Raw genomic sequence first — 18142 nt, forward strand, 5'->3', positions numbered from 1 at the left:
TGCGCAAAATAAGTCTGAAAATAATGGGTGATTTTTCCCAGGGATAGCTACATCCATCTGGTGGACATATCCACAGGAATCCTTACACCTGCAAGGAGAAGAAAATGAGTAACGTAAAGGTTGTTGATGTCATCATTCGCAAAACGGCGGAGAAAACGAAATTAACAGGTGAAGGAAATCTGTCGGTCTCTATTTCATCGCCAAGTGTGATTGAAATCCAGGGCTCTGCTCAGGATGTGGCGCGTTATGTTCGCCAGGGTAAAGATCTCCTCATTTATATGAAAGATGGCAGCGTTATTCGCTGCAATAACTATTTTGTCGAAGATCCAGAAACGCATAATCAGTCAGAACTGGTGTTCAACGACCGTCAGGAACTGACACATATTTCTTTTGCCGATGCCGGGGAAGCGTCAGGCGCTGCAGTAACTGAATTAACCGTGCAGGCCACACCGATTAGCAGCATTGAGCCTTTCCTCGAGCAGGGAAGCGTTTTGAGCGACGCGCCGTGGGGCTGGATTGCGGGCGCTGCGTTAGGCGGTGGTGCCATCGGGGCACTGCTGGCTCACGGGGGAGACGGCGAAACCAAAACAAGGGTTGTTGATAATACCAAAGAGGTTGAAAGCGCAACGCCCACCTTTTTGCTGACAGATAAAGCGGGTGACAAGCAGGGGGTGCTGAGTGCAAAAGAGGTCACGGACGATAACACCCCAACCTTTAGTGGTACCGGCCAACCGGGCGCAACCATCCAGATCAAAGACAGCAGCGGCAGTACCATCGCCAGTGCAATGGTCGCTAAAGACGGTACCTGGACGGTAAAATTACCAACCCAGACCGACGGGGAGCATACTTGGTCGGTCGTGCAGATCGACGGCAGTAAAACCACCGCTGCGGGCAGTATTACCGTGACGGTTTCTACCGCCGATGCCTCTATTACGCTGGCCACCACGGCGGGCGATAACGTGCTTAACGCCAGCGAGCAATCCGCGGGCTTTACGCTTTCCGGTGCCAGCAAAAACCTGGCGCAGGGTACTGAACTCACCGTAACGCTGAACGGCAAAACCTACACGACTGAAGTGGGCGCAGACGGCGCATGGCTCGTTAACGTGCCTGCAGCTGACGCGCAGGCGTTGGGCGACGGCACCTGGACGGTCAACGTCAGCGGTAAGGACGCGGCGGGGAACACCGTGAGCGGAAGCCAGACGATTGGCGTCGATACCACCGCGCCAACGCTGTCTGTTGATACCCTCGCGCAGGACAACATCATCAATGCGGCTGAGCACAACCAGCCGCTGACGCTGACCGGTAAAACCAATGCGGAAGCCGGTCAGATTGTCACCGTGACGCTGAACGGTAAAAACTACAACGCCACCGTGGCGGGTGACGGTACCTGGACCGTCACGCTGGCGGCGAACGAGGTGCAGGCGCTCAGCGAGGGCAATCACACCCTGACGGTGAACGTCAGCGATAAAGCGGGCAACGGCTCGTCTGTTACCGCAGATTTCACGGTTGATATCACCGCACCGGTTGTCACCGTCAATACCGTGGCGGGCGACGATGTTCTCAATACCAGCGAGCAGGGTCAGGCACAGATTATTTCCGGCCTGGCGAACGGTGCAGCTGCGGGCGATGTGGTCACCGTGACCCTTGGCGGCCAGACTTTCACCGGCGTGGTGCTTGCGGACGGTAGCTGGAGCGTCGGCGTTCCTGCGTCCGTGCTGGGCGCGCTGGGTGAAGGCAGCCACACGCTTTCGGTTTCCGTGACTGACGCGGCAGGCAACACCGGCAGCGCCACGCACGGCATTACGCTGAGCGGACACCCGCCAGAATTTACGATTGACGCCATCAGTCAGGACAATGTTCTGAATGCTCAGGAGGCGATGCAGCCGCTGAGCCTGACCGGTACCAGCAATTTGCCGAACGGCAGCGCTATCACGGTGACGCTGAACAACGTTAACTATCAGGCGACCGTCGAAAACGGTATCTGGGCGGTCCAGGTGCCGGTTTCCGACGTGCTGAATCTGGCGAACACGCTTTATACCGTCAGCGTCAGCGGTACCGACAGCGTGGGTAACAGCGGTTCTGCAGAAGCGAATCTGCTGGTGGATACTATCCTTCCGCAGGTCATTATCAATACGTTTGCGGGCGACAACCTGGTCAATAACGCCGAAGCGGGCGTCGATCAAACCCTCAGCGGCCGCGTCACCGGCGCGGCGGCGGGCGATACCGTTTCTGTCACCGTCGGCGGCAAGAGCTATACCGCAACGGTTGGCAGCGATCTGACCTGGAGCGTGAAAATCACGTCAGCGGATCTTCAGGCGTTCGGCGACGGTGATTTAACCTTCACCGCATCGGTGACCAATGGGCACGGCAATACCGGCACCGGCGAGCGTGATATCAATATCAACGCTGAGCTGCCGGGCCTGCGCGTGAACACCATTTCCGGCGATGACGTGATCAACGCCATCGAGCAGCAGCAGGATCTGAGCGTCACCGGCTCCAGTACTCATCTGGCAGCGGGGACGCAGATTGTCGTCACCATTAACAACGTCGAGTATGTCACCGCGGTTAACGCCAGCGGCAACTGGCAGATCGGCGTACCCGCGGCGGACCTTCAGGCCTGGACGGCGGGAGGTATGACGGTCAGCGTCAGCGCTGAAGATACCTGGGGCAACACTGTTGCGGCTGAACACCCGATCGAACTCGATCTGAACGCAGTGGCGGTCACTATTGATACCGTCTCCGGCGATGACCTGCTGAATGCGGCAGAAAAAGGCAGTGATTTAACCCTTTCCGGCCAGACGCAGGGCGTGGAAGCGGGGCAGACAGTGGTGGTGAAATTCGCTGACCAGACCTTTACCGCACAGGTGCAGCAGGATGGCTCCTGGAGCCTGACCGTACCCGTCAGCGCCATGGAAACCCTGATCGACGGTCGCGCGCAGCTGAGCGTTAGCGTCACTAACGTCAACGGTAACAGTGCCGAGGCGTCGCGCGTGGTCACCGTAGATACTCAGCCGCCGACAATAACGATCGATAATCTGACCACCGACAACATCATCAATGCGGCAGAAGCGCAGCAGGATTTAGTGTTAAGCGGCAGCAGCAATGCTGAAGCAGGCCAGGTGGTCACTGTGACGATGAACGGTAAAACCTATCAGACCACGGTTCAGACGGACGGTACCTGGCAGTTGAGTGTAACAGCGGCTGACGTCGGCGCGCTGGCAGATGGCATTGTGACCGTGACGGCAACCGTGAGCGATGTGGCGGGGAACACCAGCAGTGCCGATCGCATTGGGCTGGTGGACGCGACCGTGCCGCAGGTGACGATTAACGACTTTGTCACCGATACCAACACCGTTAACCAAATCGCCCATTCACAGGCGCAGATCCTGAGCGGCTCCGTCACCGGTGCGGCTGCGGGCGACAGGGTAACCATCTCCATTAATAACGTGGATTACACCACCGTGGTCGATGCGGCAGGTCACTGGAGCCTGGGACTGCCTGCGTCAGTGGTGCAAGGTCTGGCTGACGGTACCTGGACGATTAACGTCTCCGTGACCGACCAGTCCGGTAATACCGGAAGCCATTCACTGGATGTGGTAGTGAATACCGTGACGCCTGTCATCGGTATCAACACGCTGGCGGCGGACGATGTGATCAATGCTACAGAGAAAGGCGAAGATCTGCTGCTCTCCGGCACCAGCAACCAGCCGGAAGGCACCACCGTTACGGTGACCCTGAACGGCATTCACTACACAGCCACTACTGACGCCAGCGGAAACTGGAGCGTCACCGTGCCTGCTTACGCGGTGAGCGCGCTGGGTGAAGCCCATTACACCGTGACGGCGGACGTCACCGACAGCGTAGGTAACAGCGCGTCAACCTCACACGACGTGCTGGTGGACAGCTCGCTGCCGGTTGTGACGATCAACACGCTGGCGGGCGACAACATCGTTAACGCAGCGGAAGTGGCGGCAGGGCAAACCCTGACCGGTAAGGTAACGAACGCGGCGTCAGGTGACACTGTCACTATTATCCTGGGCGGCCAGACATACACAGCTACCGTGCAGGACGATCTGACCTGGAGCCTGCCGTTAAGCGAGAACCAGCTGACCGCGCTCGGCAACGGCGATCTCACCGTATCCGCCAGCGTCACCAACGCGCACGGTAATACCGGCTCTTCTTCTCTCGACTTCACCATCGACGCCCAGCTCCCGGGACTGCGGATTGATACCGTGGCGGGTGACGACGTGATTAACGTGATCGAGCACGCTCAGAACCTGATTGTGTCCGGCACCAGCACCGATCTGGCCGCGGGCAGCATCGTCACCGTAACCATTAACGGCAACACTTATTCTGCAACCGTGCTGGCGGACGGTTCCTGGCAGGCGGCAGTGCCGGCGGCGGATGTATCTCTGTGGGCGGACGGTTCGCTGAAGATCACAGCAAGCGCACAGGATACCTCCGGTAATCCGGTCGCTATCGGGACTGTCGTGGATGTCGATCTCGCACCTGTGGCTATCACCATCAACAGCGTGACCGATGACAACGTGCTCAACGCGGCGGAAAAAGGCCAGGATCTGGTGCTGTCCGGCACCTCATCCAACGTTGAAGCGGGCCAGACCGTGACCATCACCTTCGCGGGTAAAACGTATACCACCACGGTGGATGCCAACGGGGACTGGACGTACACCGTACCGGCAGCCGATTTGAGCGGCCTGAAAGACGGTGACGCCAGCGTGCAGGTCAACGTCACCAATGTGAACGGTAACGCGGCGTCTTCGGCGCAGGAATTCAGCGTCGATACCACCGCGCCGACGGTGACCATCAACACCATCAGCCAGGACAATATGCTGAACGCGGCCGAGGCGGCTCAGGATCTGACCCTGAGCGGCACGTCTACTGCCGAAGCAGGCCAGACGGTGACCGTGACCTTCAACGGCAATCAGTACGCTGCGCAGGTGCAGGCCGACGGTAGCTGGACGCTGGACGTCCCGGCGGCAGACATGGCAGGCATCACCGACGGCAATGCGGCGGTAACGGCGACGGTGTCCGATAAAGCAGGCAACCCGGCCAGTGCGGGTGCTTCTGTGCTGGTTGACACCACCGTACCGCAGATTACCTTCAATATCGTCGCGGGCGACGACATCGTGAATATTGCCGAGCACGGCCAGGCGCTGATTGTTTCCGGTAAGGTTACGGGGGCACAGGCGGGCGACGTGATTACCGTGACCCTGAACGGTAAAGACTACACCGCGATGCTGGATGCGTCCGGAAGCTGGAGCGTGGGTGTTCCGGCGGCGGACGTGAGCGTGCTGGCTAACGGCGACCAGACAATATCGGCGACCCTCACCGATAAAGCGGGCAACAGCACCACTGCCACGCATGATTTTGACGTCTCCCTGACCGCACCGGTTATCGCCATCAATACCCTGGCGGGTGACGATGTGATCAATGCGGCAGAGAAAGGTGAAGATCTGCTTCTTTCCGGTACCAGCAACCAGCCGGACGGAACCACCATTACGGTGACGCTGAACGGTATCAATTACAGCGCCATCACAGACGCCAGCGGTAACTGGAGCATCACCGTTCCGGCGGCAAACGTCTCTGCGCTGGGAGAAGCAAGCTACGTCGTGGCGGCGAGTGTAACTGACGCCGCAGGCAACAGCGCGAGTACCAGCCACAGCGTACTGGTCGACAGCGCATTGCCGCAGGTCACCATTAACCCTGTCGCCACGGACGATGTCATCAACGCAGCGGAAGTGGCTGCCGGGCAGACCCTGAGCGGCAAAGTGAGCGGCGCAGCGAGCGGTGACACTGTCACTATTAGTATCGGCGGAAATAAGTATACGGCTACGGTTCAGGACGATCTGAGCTGGTCGGTCAACGTGCCGTCTACGGTCTTAACCGCCATCGGTAACGGCGATCTGACGGTTTCAGCCAGCGTCACCAACGGCCACGGCAACACCGGAACAGTCGAGCGCGACATCACCATTGATGCCAACCTGCCGGGCCTGCGCGTTGATACCGTAGCCGGCGACGATGTGATCAACAGCATCGAGCACGCTCAGAACCTGATTATCACCGGCTCCAGCGAGGGCCTGGCAACGGGTGCGGCGCTAATCGTGACCGTTAACGGCAAAACCTACGCGGCGACGGTGCTCGCTGACGGTACCTGGGCGGCAGCCATTCCGGCGGCAGACGTCAGCGCGCTGACTGCTGGCACGCTCACTGTGACCGTTGAAGGCCAGAGCGCAGCGGGTAACCCGGTTTCTATCAGCCATGACGTGAAGGTGGATCTGGCGGCAGTCGCCATCAGCATTGACCCGATTGCCACAGACGACGTGATTAACGCGGCGGAGAAAGGCGCGGACCTGGTGCTGTCCGGCAGCACCACTAACGTGGAAGAAAACCAGACCGTCACCATCTCATTTGGCGGTAAGTCTTACACCGCGACGGTGGATGCGGACGGCAACTGGACGGCGACCGTAGCGTCTGCCGATTTGGGCAGCCTGAAAGACGGCGACGCCAGCGTGCAGGTAAGCGTCACCAATGTGAACGGTAACAGCGCGTCGGCGGGCCGCGAGTACAGCGTGGATGCAACCGCGCCGACGGTGTCTATCGAAATTATCAGCGATAACAACATCATCAATGCGGCCGAAGCGCAGCAGGATCTTGTGATCAACGGTGTGACCAACGCCGAAGCGGGCCAGACCGTTACCGTCACGCTGAACGGCGCGAATTACACCACCACCGTGCAGGCAAACGGCAGCTGGAGTGTGACCGTACCGTCTGCGGATCTGGGGGCGATTGCCGACGGCAACTATACCGTCAGCGCCGCCGTGTCTGATAAAGCGGGTAACCCGGCCTCAGCGGATCGCGATGTGCTGGTTGATACAACCGTACCACAGCTGACCATTAATACCGTTTCCGACGACGACGTGATCAACAGCGCCGAGCATGCGCAGGCATTGATTGTTACCGGCTCTGTGACCGGCGCGGCGGCGGGCGATGTGGTCACCGTCACCATCAATAACAAATCTTACACCGCCACGATCGACGCCGCTGGCAACTGGAGTGTGGGCGTGCCGGCAGCAGATGTTACGGCTCTGGCCGCCGGGGATTACACCATCACCGCGGCGCTGACGGATAAAGCGGGCAACAGCAACAGCGCCACGCGCAGCGTGGAAGTCAACCTGACCGCACCGGCGCTGACCATTGACACCGTTTCCGGTGACGATGTGATCAATAGCACCGAGAAAACGCAGGATCTGACCCTTTCCGGTACGGCGTCCGGGCTGGCTGCAGGCGCGGCCGTGACCGTAATGCTCAACGGCAAAGCGTACAGCGCTACGGTTGATAGCAACGGAAAATGGACCACGACCGTTCCGGCTAACGAGGTGGGGCAACTTGGCGAGGCGCTTTATACCGTTACCGCATCGGCAACGGATAGCGTCGGCAACAGCACCAGCACGTCGCACACCGTGAACGTGGAATCCGTTCTGCCGGGCGTGATTATCAACACCGTTGCGGGCGACGACGTGATCAACGCTGCTGAGCTGGCAGCCGGCCAGACCATCAGCGGCAAAGTGGTGAATGCCGAAGCGGGCAACACCGTGACCGTGACGATTGGTGGTAACAGCTACACCGCAACGGTGCAGAGCGACCTGACCTGGTCCGTTAACCTGCCGTCCGACGTTCTGACCGCGCTGGGTAACGGCGATCTGACTGTGACCGCTAACGTCACAAACGGCGTGGGTAATAGCGGAACGGGCGAGCGCGATATTGCTATCGACGCTAACCTGCCGGGCCTGCGCGTGGATACCGTGGCGGGTGACGATGTGATCAACAGCATCGAACACGGGCAGAATCTGATTATCACCGGCACCAGCGACGGGTTGGCGACTGGCGCGGCGCTGACCGTGACCGTTAATGGCAAAACCTACCCGGCTATCGTGCTGGCTGACGGCTCCTGGAGCGCGGCGATCCCGGCGGCAGACGTGGGGGCACTGGCTGCAGGCACGGTCACGGTGACCGTTGCAGGCCAGAGCAGCGCCGGTAACCCGGTCTCCATTAGCCACGATGTGACGGTGGACCTGGCAAACGTCGCCATCAGCATTGACGCCATTGCCTCAGACGATGTGATCAATGCGGCTGAAAAGGGCGCGGATCTGGTGCTCTCCGGTGCGACTTCGAACGTGGAGGAAAACCAGACCGTCACCATCACCTTTGGCGGCAAGAGCTACACCGCGACCGTTGGCGCTGACGGCAAATGGACCACCACGGTGCCCGCCGCCGATCTGACCAACCTGAAAGACGGCGATGCCAGCGTGCAGGTGAGCGTGACCAACGTGAACGGCAATAGTGCATCGGCGGGTCGCGAGTACAGTGTGGATACCACCGCGCCGTCCGTGACTATCAATACGCTTGCGGCTGACGACATTCTGAATGCGACAGAGGCTCAGGCTGATCTGACCGTGTCCGGCACCAGCACCGCCGAAGCGGGTCAGACGATAACGGTGTCACTGAACGGCAAAGACTACACCACAACCGTGGGCGCTGACGGCGGCTGGACGCTGAACGTCCCGGCGGCGGATGTTGCGGCGCTGACGGACGGCAGTGTGACCGTCACCGCATCGGTAAGCGACAAAGCGGGTAACCCGGCGTCGGTTGATCACAACCTGACGGTGGACGTCACCGTCCCTGCAGTGACCATCAACACTATCGCTGGCGACGACGTGATTAACGTGGCTGAGCACGCTCAGGCGCAGATCGTCAGCGGCTCCGCCACCGGCGCGGCAGCAGGTGATAAGGTGACCGTCACGATTGGCGGACAGACTTACACCACCGTGCTGGACGCGGCGGGTAACTGGAGCGTGGGTGTACCGGCGAATGTAATTTCCGGCCTCAGCGACGGCACCGTGACCGTCACGGCGTCAGTTACCGACGCAGCGGGGAACACGGGCAGCGGCACCCATAACGTGACCGTTGATACCGGTCTGCCATCGGTCAACTTCAACGCCATCAGCGACGATAACGTGCTGAACGCGGTGGAAAAAGGTCAGGATCTGAGCGTGAGCGGCACCAGCGCTAACCTCGCGGAAGGCACCGTGGTGACGGTGACCCTGAACGGTAAAAACTACACGGCCACCACGGCTGCAGACGGCAGCTGGAGCCTGACGGTTCCGGCAGCGGATCTGGCCGCTCTGGGTCAGGCTAATTACACCCTGAACGCGACCGCCACCAACGGCGTGGGCAACAGCGTGAGTAATACCACGAACCTGCTGGTGGACACTGCGCTGCCGACCGTCACCATCAATACCGTGGCGGGTGATAACGTCATCAACGCGGCGGAAGTGGCGGCAGGCCAGACGCTGAGCGGCACCGTGGCGAATGCCGAAGCGGGCAATACCGTCACCGTCACCATTGGCGGCAACAGCTACACCGCAACGGTGCAGAACGATCTGACCTGGTCCGTGAACGTGCCGTCTGACGTGCTGACCTCGCTGGGCAACGGTAGCCTGAGCGTAACGGCGACCGTCACCAACGGTCATGGCAACACCGGAACCGGCGAGCGCGGTATTACCATCGACGCTAACCTGCCGGGTCTGCGCGTGGATACCGTGGCGGGTGACGATGTCATCAACAGTATTGAACATACGCAAAACCTGATCGTCACCGGCTCCAGCGACGGGCTGGCGGCAGGTACGGCGCTGACCGTCACCGTCAACGGTAAAGACTATGCGGCCATGGTGCTGGCGGACGGCACCTGGAGTGCGGCGATCCCGTCCTCCGACGTGAGCGCGTGGCCGGAAGGCACCGTCAAAATCAGCGTTACCGGCGACAGCTCAGCGGGCAACCCGATTACCATCAGTCACGATGTGACGGTGGATCTGGCGACCGTTGCCATCAGCATCAATGCCATCGCCACCGATGATGTGATTAACGCGGCGGAGAAGGGCGCGGATCTGGTGCTGTCAGGTGCGACCACCAACGTGGAAGCCGGGCAGACCGTGACCCTGAGCCTGAACGGCAAAATCTATACCACCACCGTGGACGACAGCGGTAACTGGACCTACGCCGTACCATCTGCGGATCTGGCACACCTCAAGGATGGCGACGCCAGCGTGCAGGTGAGCGTGACCAATGTGAACGGCAACAGCGCCTCGGCGGGCCGCGAGTACAGCGTGGATGCTACCGCGCCGTCCGTGACCATCAATACGCTTGCGGCTGACGACATCCTGAATGCCACCGAAGCGCAGGCTGACCTGACCGTGTCCGGCACCAGCACCGCTGAAGCGGGTCAGACGGTGACCGTGAGCCTGAACGGTAAAGAGTACACCACAACCGTGGGCGCGGATGGCGGCTGGACGCTGAACGTCCCGGCGGAGGATGTTGCGGCGCTGACGGATGGCAGTGTGACCGTCACCGCATCGGTAAGCGACAAGGCGGGTAACCCGGCGTCGATTGATCACACGCTGACGGTGGACGTGACCGTGCCCGCGGTGACCATCAATACCGTGGCGGGCGACGACGTGATTAACATCACTGAGCACGCTCAGGCGCAAATCATCAGCGGCACCGCCACCGGTGCGGCAGCGGGTGATAAGGTCACCGTCACCATCGGTGGACAGACGTACACCACCGTGCTGGACGCGGCGGGTAACTGGAGCGTTGGCGTACCGGCAAATGTGATTTCCGGCCTCAGCGACGGCACCGTAACCGTTACTGCGTCAGTCACCGACGCGGCGGGCAATACCGGCACCGGCACGCATAACGTGACCGTCGATACCGGTCTGCCATCGGTGGCCTTCAACACCATCAGCGACGATAACGTGCTGAACGCGGTGGAGAAAGGTCAGGATCTGAGCGTCAATGGAACCAGCGCCAACCTGACGGAAGGCACAGTGGTTTCCGTGACCCTCAACGGTAAAAACTACACCGCCACCACGGCGGCGGATGGCAGCTGGAGCCTCACGGTTCCGGCGGCGGATCTTGCCGCGCTGGGCGAAGCCAACTACACCCTGAGCGCGGTAGCGACCAACGCCGTGGGCAACAGCGTCAGCAACACCGCGAACCTGCTGGTCGACACCGCGTTGCCGACCGTTACCCTCAACACCATAGCGGGTGATAACGTCATCAACGCGGCAGAAGTGGCCGCGGGGCAGACCATTAGCGGCAAGGTAGCGAACGCGGAAGCAGGCAATACCGTCACCGTATCCATTGGCGGCAACACGTACACGACAACCGTGCAGAGCGATCTCACCTGGTCCGTTAACGTGCCGTCCGACGTTCTGACCGCGCTGGGCAACGGCGATTTGACTGCGTTAGCTTCCGTCACCAACGGCCACGGCAACACCGGCACAGGCGAGCGTGAGATCACCATCGACGCCAACCTGCCGGGTCTGCGTGTGGATACCGTGGCGGGCGACGACGTGATCAATAGCATCGAACACGGACAGAACCTGATCCTCACCGGCTCCAGCAACGGGCTGGCAGCAGGTACCACGCTGACGGTAACCGTCAATGGCAAAACCTATGCTGCCTCCGTGCTGGCGGACGGCAGCTGGATCGCGGCGATCCCGGCGGCAGACGTCGGGGCCCTGGCAGCAGGCACGGTCACCGTGACCGTTGCAGGCCAGAGCGCGGCGGGCAACCCGGTAACGATCAGTCATGACGTGACCGTCGACCTGGCGGCGGTGGCTATCAGTATTGATGCAATTGCCACCGACGACGTGATTAACGCGGCGGAGAAAGGTACGGATCTGGTGCTCTCCGGTAGTACCTCGAACGTAGAGGAAAACCAGAGCGTCACCATCACCTTCGCCGGCAAGACCTATACCGCGAAAGTGGATGCCGACGGTAACTGGACCGCAACCGTGCCTTCTGCGGATCTGGCGGGCCTGAAAGACGGCGATGCCAGCGTGCAGGTGAGCGTGACCAATGTGAACGGCAACAGCGCGTCTGCGGGTCGCGAGTACAGCGTGGAAGCCACCGCGCCAACCGTGACCATTGATACGGTTGCAGGCGATAACGTGATTAACGCCAGCGAAGCGTCCGCAGGTGTGACCCTCTCCGGTACTACCACGGCGGAAGTCGGGCAGACGGTCAGCGTGACGCTGGGCGGTAAAAGCTACACCACGAAGGTACAGCAGGGTGGCATCTGGAGCGTGAACGTGCCGGGTACCGATCTGTCCGCTCTGGCGGATAACGGCTACACCGTGCAGGTCAGCGTGAACGATGCTGCCGGTAACCCGGGCAGCGTGGGCAAAGCGATTACGCTTGATACCACGCCGCCAACCGTCAGCTTTAACGTTGTCGCGGGCGATGACGTCATTAACAGCGTGGAGCACGGACAGGCACAGATTGTTAGCGGCACGGCAACCGGTGCGAGCGTTGGCGATAAGCTGGTCATTACCATCGGTTCGAATCAGTACACCACTACCGTTGACGCCAGCGGTAACTGGAGCGTGGGCGTTCCGGCAAGCGTGATTTCCGCGCTCACCGACGGCACCGTGACCCTTAGTGCGACCATTACCGACAGCGCGGGCAACAGCAGCACCCAGACACACGATGTGGTGGTCAACACCGCGTCTGTGGCACTGACGGTTAACACCCTCAGCGGGGATGATGTGATCAACGCGGCTGAAGCTGGTTCGTCACTGGTGATTAACGGTTCCAGCGCCCAGTTCGCCAGCGGGACCCAGGTCACCGTGACCCTGAACGGCAAGAGCTATACGGCCACCATCCAGAGCGACGGCAGCTGGACGACCACCGTACCTGCCGCCGACGTGGGCGCGCTGGCCGATGGCGCGAGCTACCAGGTGTCTGTGTCGGCGCAGGACAGCGCGGGCAACAGCGCGTCGGCGACGCACAGCATCAGCGTAGATACTACGGCGCCAGTCGTGAGTATTGCGACGCTGTCGGGCGATGACATGCTGAACGCGGCAGAAGCGCAGCAGCCGCTGACGGTGCATGGTTCGTCCAGTGCAGAGGCGGGTCAGACCGTCACCGTGACGCTCGGCGGGAAAACCTACACTGCAACCGTAGCTAACGATGGCACCTGGACGCTCGACGTGCCGGCAGCCGATCTGGCTGCGTTGAGCCAGGGAGCTCTGACCTTGACCGCATCGGTCAATGACAAAGCCGGTAACAACGGCCAGACCACGCACACGTTAACGGTCGATACCGTCGCGCCAACCGTGACCATCAGCACCGTGGCCGATGACGATATCGTCAACAACGCAGAGCAGCTGGCGGGCCAGACCATCCGTGGCACAACCACAGCGGAACAGGGGCAGACGGTGACCGTCTCCTTCAACGGACACAGCTATCAGGCGACCGTCGGGGCAGATGGTTCGTGGTCGGTCTTCGTGCCGGGACGTGATTTCCTCGGTCTGAGCGACGGGGATTACACGATTACCGCCTCGGTGAACGATAAGGCGGGTAACCCGGGCAGCGCCACGCACGACGTGACGCTGAACGGCGACGTCCCAACCATCACCATTAACACTTTTGCGCAGGACGATATCGTCAACGCCGCCGAGCACGGCACGCCGCTGGTTGTTAGCGGCACCACCAACGCCCCGGCAGGCCAGACGGTGACCATCACGCTGAACGGTAAAACCTACGCGGCAACCGTCCAGAATGACGGTACCTGGAGCTACACGGTCGGCAGCGCAGAGGTGAGCGCGCTGGCAGACGGCGGTTCTTACGTCATCAACGCGCAGGTCAGCAACACCATCGGCAATAGCGCCAGCGACAATCATACCGTTACGGTGGATCTCACCGCGCCGTCGATGGGGATCAGCATTGATTCCCTGCAAAACGACACCGGTCTGAGCGCGAGTGATTTCATCACTAACGATAATCAGGTGGTGGTGAATGGCTCGCTGACCGCACAGCTCGGCAATAACGAGAAGGCGCAGATCAGCCTTGACGGCGGGTTAACCTGGATTGACCTGACGGTGACGGGTACCACCTGGCGCTACACCGATGGCCGCAGCCTGACGGACGGAACGTATCAGTACCAGGTTCGCGTGATCGATAACGCGGGTAACGTGGGGGCAACGGACAGCCAGGACGTAGTGATTGATCTGACGAAGCCTGCGGCAACGACCATTACCGTGGATTCCATCACTCAGGATACCGGTCTGTCCGGCAGCGACTTTATCACCAGCGACAACCAGATCAGCCTGAAAGGGACGCTTGGCGCGGCGCTGGGCGCTGGCGACCACGCGCAGATCAGCCTCGACGGTGGCGTTACCTGGACCGATGTGAGCGTCAGCGGCCTGAGCTGGACCTATGTGGATGGGCGTACCCTGGCCGACGGGGATTACAACTACCAGCTTCGCGTGATTGACGACGCGGGCAATATCAGCGCCACCGCCAGCCAGGTGGTGACGATTGATACGGTGGCACCGGACGCCAGTAAAACGATCGCCATCGACAGCATCAGCGACGATACCGGCCTGAGCAGCAGCGACTTTATCACTCGCGACACGTCCCTGACGCTGCACGGCTCGCTCGGCGCGACGCTTGCGGACGGCGAGTATGCCCAGATCAGCATCGACGGCGGTGTGACCTGGCAGAACGTGATTGTCACCGGCAACAGCTGGTACTACATGGACGGCCGCACGCTGGGTAACCAGACCTATGACTACTATGTCCGCGTGGTAGATGCCGCCGGTAACGTGGGGGCCAGCGCCCATCAGCAGGTGACCGTCGATACGGTCGCCCCGGATGCGGCCATTACGGTGACCGTGGATAACATCACCGTGGATACCGGCTTCGACAATAACGACTTCCTGACCAGTTCGACCTCGTACACGCTGCACGGAACGCTCGGCGCAGAACCTGGCGCGGGTGAATTCGTGCAGGTGAGCATGGACGGCGGCAACACCTGGGTGTACGCCACCGTAAGCGGTACGCAGTGGAGCTACAGCGACACGCGTACCCTGACCGACGGTAGCCATAACTATCAGGTGCGGGTCGTCGACCAGGCGGGGAACGTTGGGGCAACCACCTCGCAGGCGGTAACGGTGGATACCCAGGCACCGCAGTACGGCATCACCGTTGACAGCATCAGTGAAGATACCGGGCAGTCCAGCAGTGACTTCATCACCATGGACACCACGCTGACGATCAACGGCTCGCTGGGCAGCGCGCTGGCAAATGACGAGCGCGTACAGATCAGCCTGGACGGCGGGAATACCTGGCTCGACACCACGGTCACCAACCAGCGCTGGAGCTACACCGATACCCGCGATCTGCCTGACGGGGACTATACCTACCAGGTTCGGATTATTGACCAGGCGGGCAACGTGGGCTCTACCGCCTCTCAGGTGGTGACGGTGGACACCACGCCGCCAACCACGGTAGGCACGGTAGTGAGCTATACCGACGGTGAAGGCGAGCGTCAGGGCACCTTTGGCAGCGCGGTGGCAACAGACGATAACTCGCCGCTGATCAACGGGACGCTTAACCGCGCTCCGGACGACGGTGAAATTGTGCAGCTCTATCGTGACGGGGTCCTGCTCGGCCAGGTGACCATGAACGGCAGTGCCAGCTGGTCCTTCCAGGACAACGGCCTGAGTGATGGTAACCACACTTACATTGTGCGTGTCACCGACAGGGCCGGTAACTACACGGAATCGGACGGGTTTGTCCTGAACGTGGATACCAGCATCCCGACCACCACGGCGGCGATTACCGCGCAGACCACATCGGATACCACGCCGATTGTCAGCGGTACCGTCTCCGCTGATCTGGTGAACGGTGAATACCTGGTGGTGACGGTGAACGGCAAAACCTATACCTCCCAGACGGGCGGCGCGGTAGTGGTCGATCCGGCACATAACACCTGGTATCTGCAGATCCCGGACGGCGATGCGCTTAGCGTGTCGAGCTACAGCGTGACGGCGCAGGTGAAGAGCAGCGCGGGTAACGGCAATACCACCGGCAAGGCGACCGGCAGCCTGGTGATTGATACCACCTCGGTGAATACCGACTGGGCAACCACGGCGGGGAACAGCAACAACTCCACCATGACCCTCGGCATGAATAGCAGCGGTCTGTGGAATATCATTGCTAACGGCCAGTCTTACTCCAGCAGCGATAGCTCGAGCTATGCCGGGAATACGCTGACCAACACCCGCGGCTTCTACGTGGTGAGCCAGACCGCCGCCGACTTTGACCGTAACGGCACGCAGGACATTTTCGCCACGGAGAACACCTATGGTGGATCCACGCAGGTGATGTGGACCTACGATGGCAGCACCTATAACGCCAGCCAGCTGGCGATGGGGACCACCATCTGGTACGGCGGCGTGATTGCGTACGACAAAACCGGGGATGGCTACCTGGATCTGGCGTACGGCGATGCGGGTGCCGACTCCATTACCTACCTGATCAATAAGAACGGCGTTCTGTCGCCGGATGGCACCAACGGCGGGGCCGGGTTCTGGGGACAATTCACCACCATGCGTGAAATTTCAGGCGTTGACCTGAACAACGACGGCACGGTGGATATTGTTCAGCACACCAATCGCAGCGGCGCGAACTCGTTAACCGTGATCAACAACAACGGTAACGGCACGCTCTCCATCGGCCAGAACCTGACCAACGTGTTTGTGGCTAACGCCTCGAATACCACCACGGCGGCGTCCATGACGTGGGCGGACTTCAACGGCGATGGCTACATGGATCTGTACCTGGGCAGCAGCTACAACAACAACGGCGGGGTGATCTACTACAACGACGGTACCGGGAAGCTCTCTGCTACCAAGAGCGCGGTGGAAGCCTCGAACGCCACGGCAGGTTATCTGTCGGTGGCGGTGGACTGGAACGGCGACGGGCAGATGGACATCATCAAGCTCAGTACCTACGGCGGTTCGCAGACGGCGACTCTGTTCACCAACAACGGTTACGGCTCCACCTGGACCTCAAGCCAGCTGGCGTCAGGACTGGCGAACGTCACCGGCGTGGCGGCCGTGGACTACAACTGGGACGGCGCACAGGATCTGCTGGTGTCTCAGCAAAACGGTAAGGTGGTGCTGGTACAAAACAGCAAAACCATTGCTGACGGCACTGCGATGCATCTGCACATTGTCGACAGCGAGGGCATCAACGCCTACTACGGCAACACGGTCAATCTGTATAACGCCGCGGGCGTGCTGGTGGCGTCGCAGATCATCAACGCCCAGTCCGGTATCGGTTCGAACGATACCTCTGCACTGGTGAGTTTCTACGGGCTGGGTCCGAAAGAAACCTATTCGGCAGAGATCCTGAAGATCACCAACGGCGTGTCGGATAACGTCACCTGGAGCGGTCTGGAGGCGGGCAACGGCAAAGAGGGCTACGTCCTGACGGCCGAAGCGGCCACCGGCGGCCACAGCGGGACCATCACCGGGACCGGGTATAACGACACCTTTATCGCAGAGGATGGCACCTATACCTACAACGGTTCCGGTGGCTGGAATACCCATTCCGACTACGACACCTGGAGCAATACCGGTGGGATGGACGTGGTGGATTACCGCAACGCAACGTCCGGGATTACGGTTGACTTACGCCTCTCAACCGCCCAGAGCACCGGGTTCGGTACCACGCGACTGCTGAACATTGAAGGGATTAACGGCTCTGACTTCGACGACGTTATCACTGGCAACAGCGGTGATAACCAGTTCGAAGGCCGAGGCGGCAACGACACCTTCAACATCGGCAGCGGCGGTCACGATACGCTGCTCTATAAGTTGATCAACGCGTCGGATGCCACGGGCGGTAACGGTCACGACGTGGTGAACGGCTTTACGGTCGGCACCTGGGAAGGGACCACGGACACGGATCGTATTGACCTGCGCGATCTGCTCTCCGGCAGCGGCTATACCGGCACGGGCTCGGCGAGCTATGTGAACGGCGTGGCCACGCTGGACAGCAGCGCGGGCAATATCAGCGATTACATCCGCGTGGTGCAGAACGGCAGCAATACCGAAATTCAGGTGGATCTGGACGGTACCGGCGGTCAGTTCACGCCAACCACCCTGGTGACACTCAACGGCGTTCAGACGGATCTGGCGACGCTGCTGGCAAACCATCAGCTGTTAATTGCGTAAAACAGCGCCGCGGGGAGCGATCCTCGCGGCTT

Annotated in this window: 1 protein-coding gene; it reads left to right on the forward strand. The window is 60.6% G+C overall.

Annotated elements, in window-relative coordinates; genetic code table 11:
- The first annotated feature begins 104 nt into the window (after positions 1-104).
- A complete protein-coding gene (locus tag AAHF05_RS10655) occupies positions 105-18110 on the forward strand; it encodes an Ig-like domain-containing protein (protein ID WP_374936461.1) in 18006 nt (6001 codons plus the stop codon).
- Positions 18111-18142: the final 32 nt, after the last annotated feature.

The organism is Enterobacter adelaidei, assembly GCF_041937165.1.
Taxonomy (GTDB): domain Bacteria; phylum Pseudomonadota; class Gammaproteobacteria; order Enterobacterales; family Enterobacteriaceae; genus Enterobacter; species Enterobacter adelaidei.

Excerpts from the sequence above, each read along its gene's own strand:
- AAHF05_RS10655 (WP_374936461.1), top strand. The coding sequence starts at position 105 with ATGAGTAACGTAAAGGTTGTTGATGTCATCATTCGCAAAACGGCGGAG.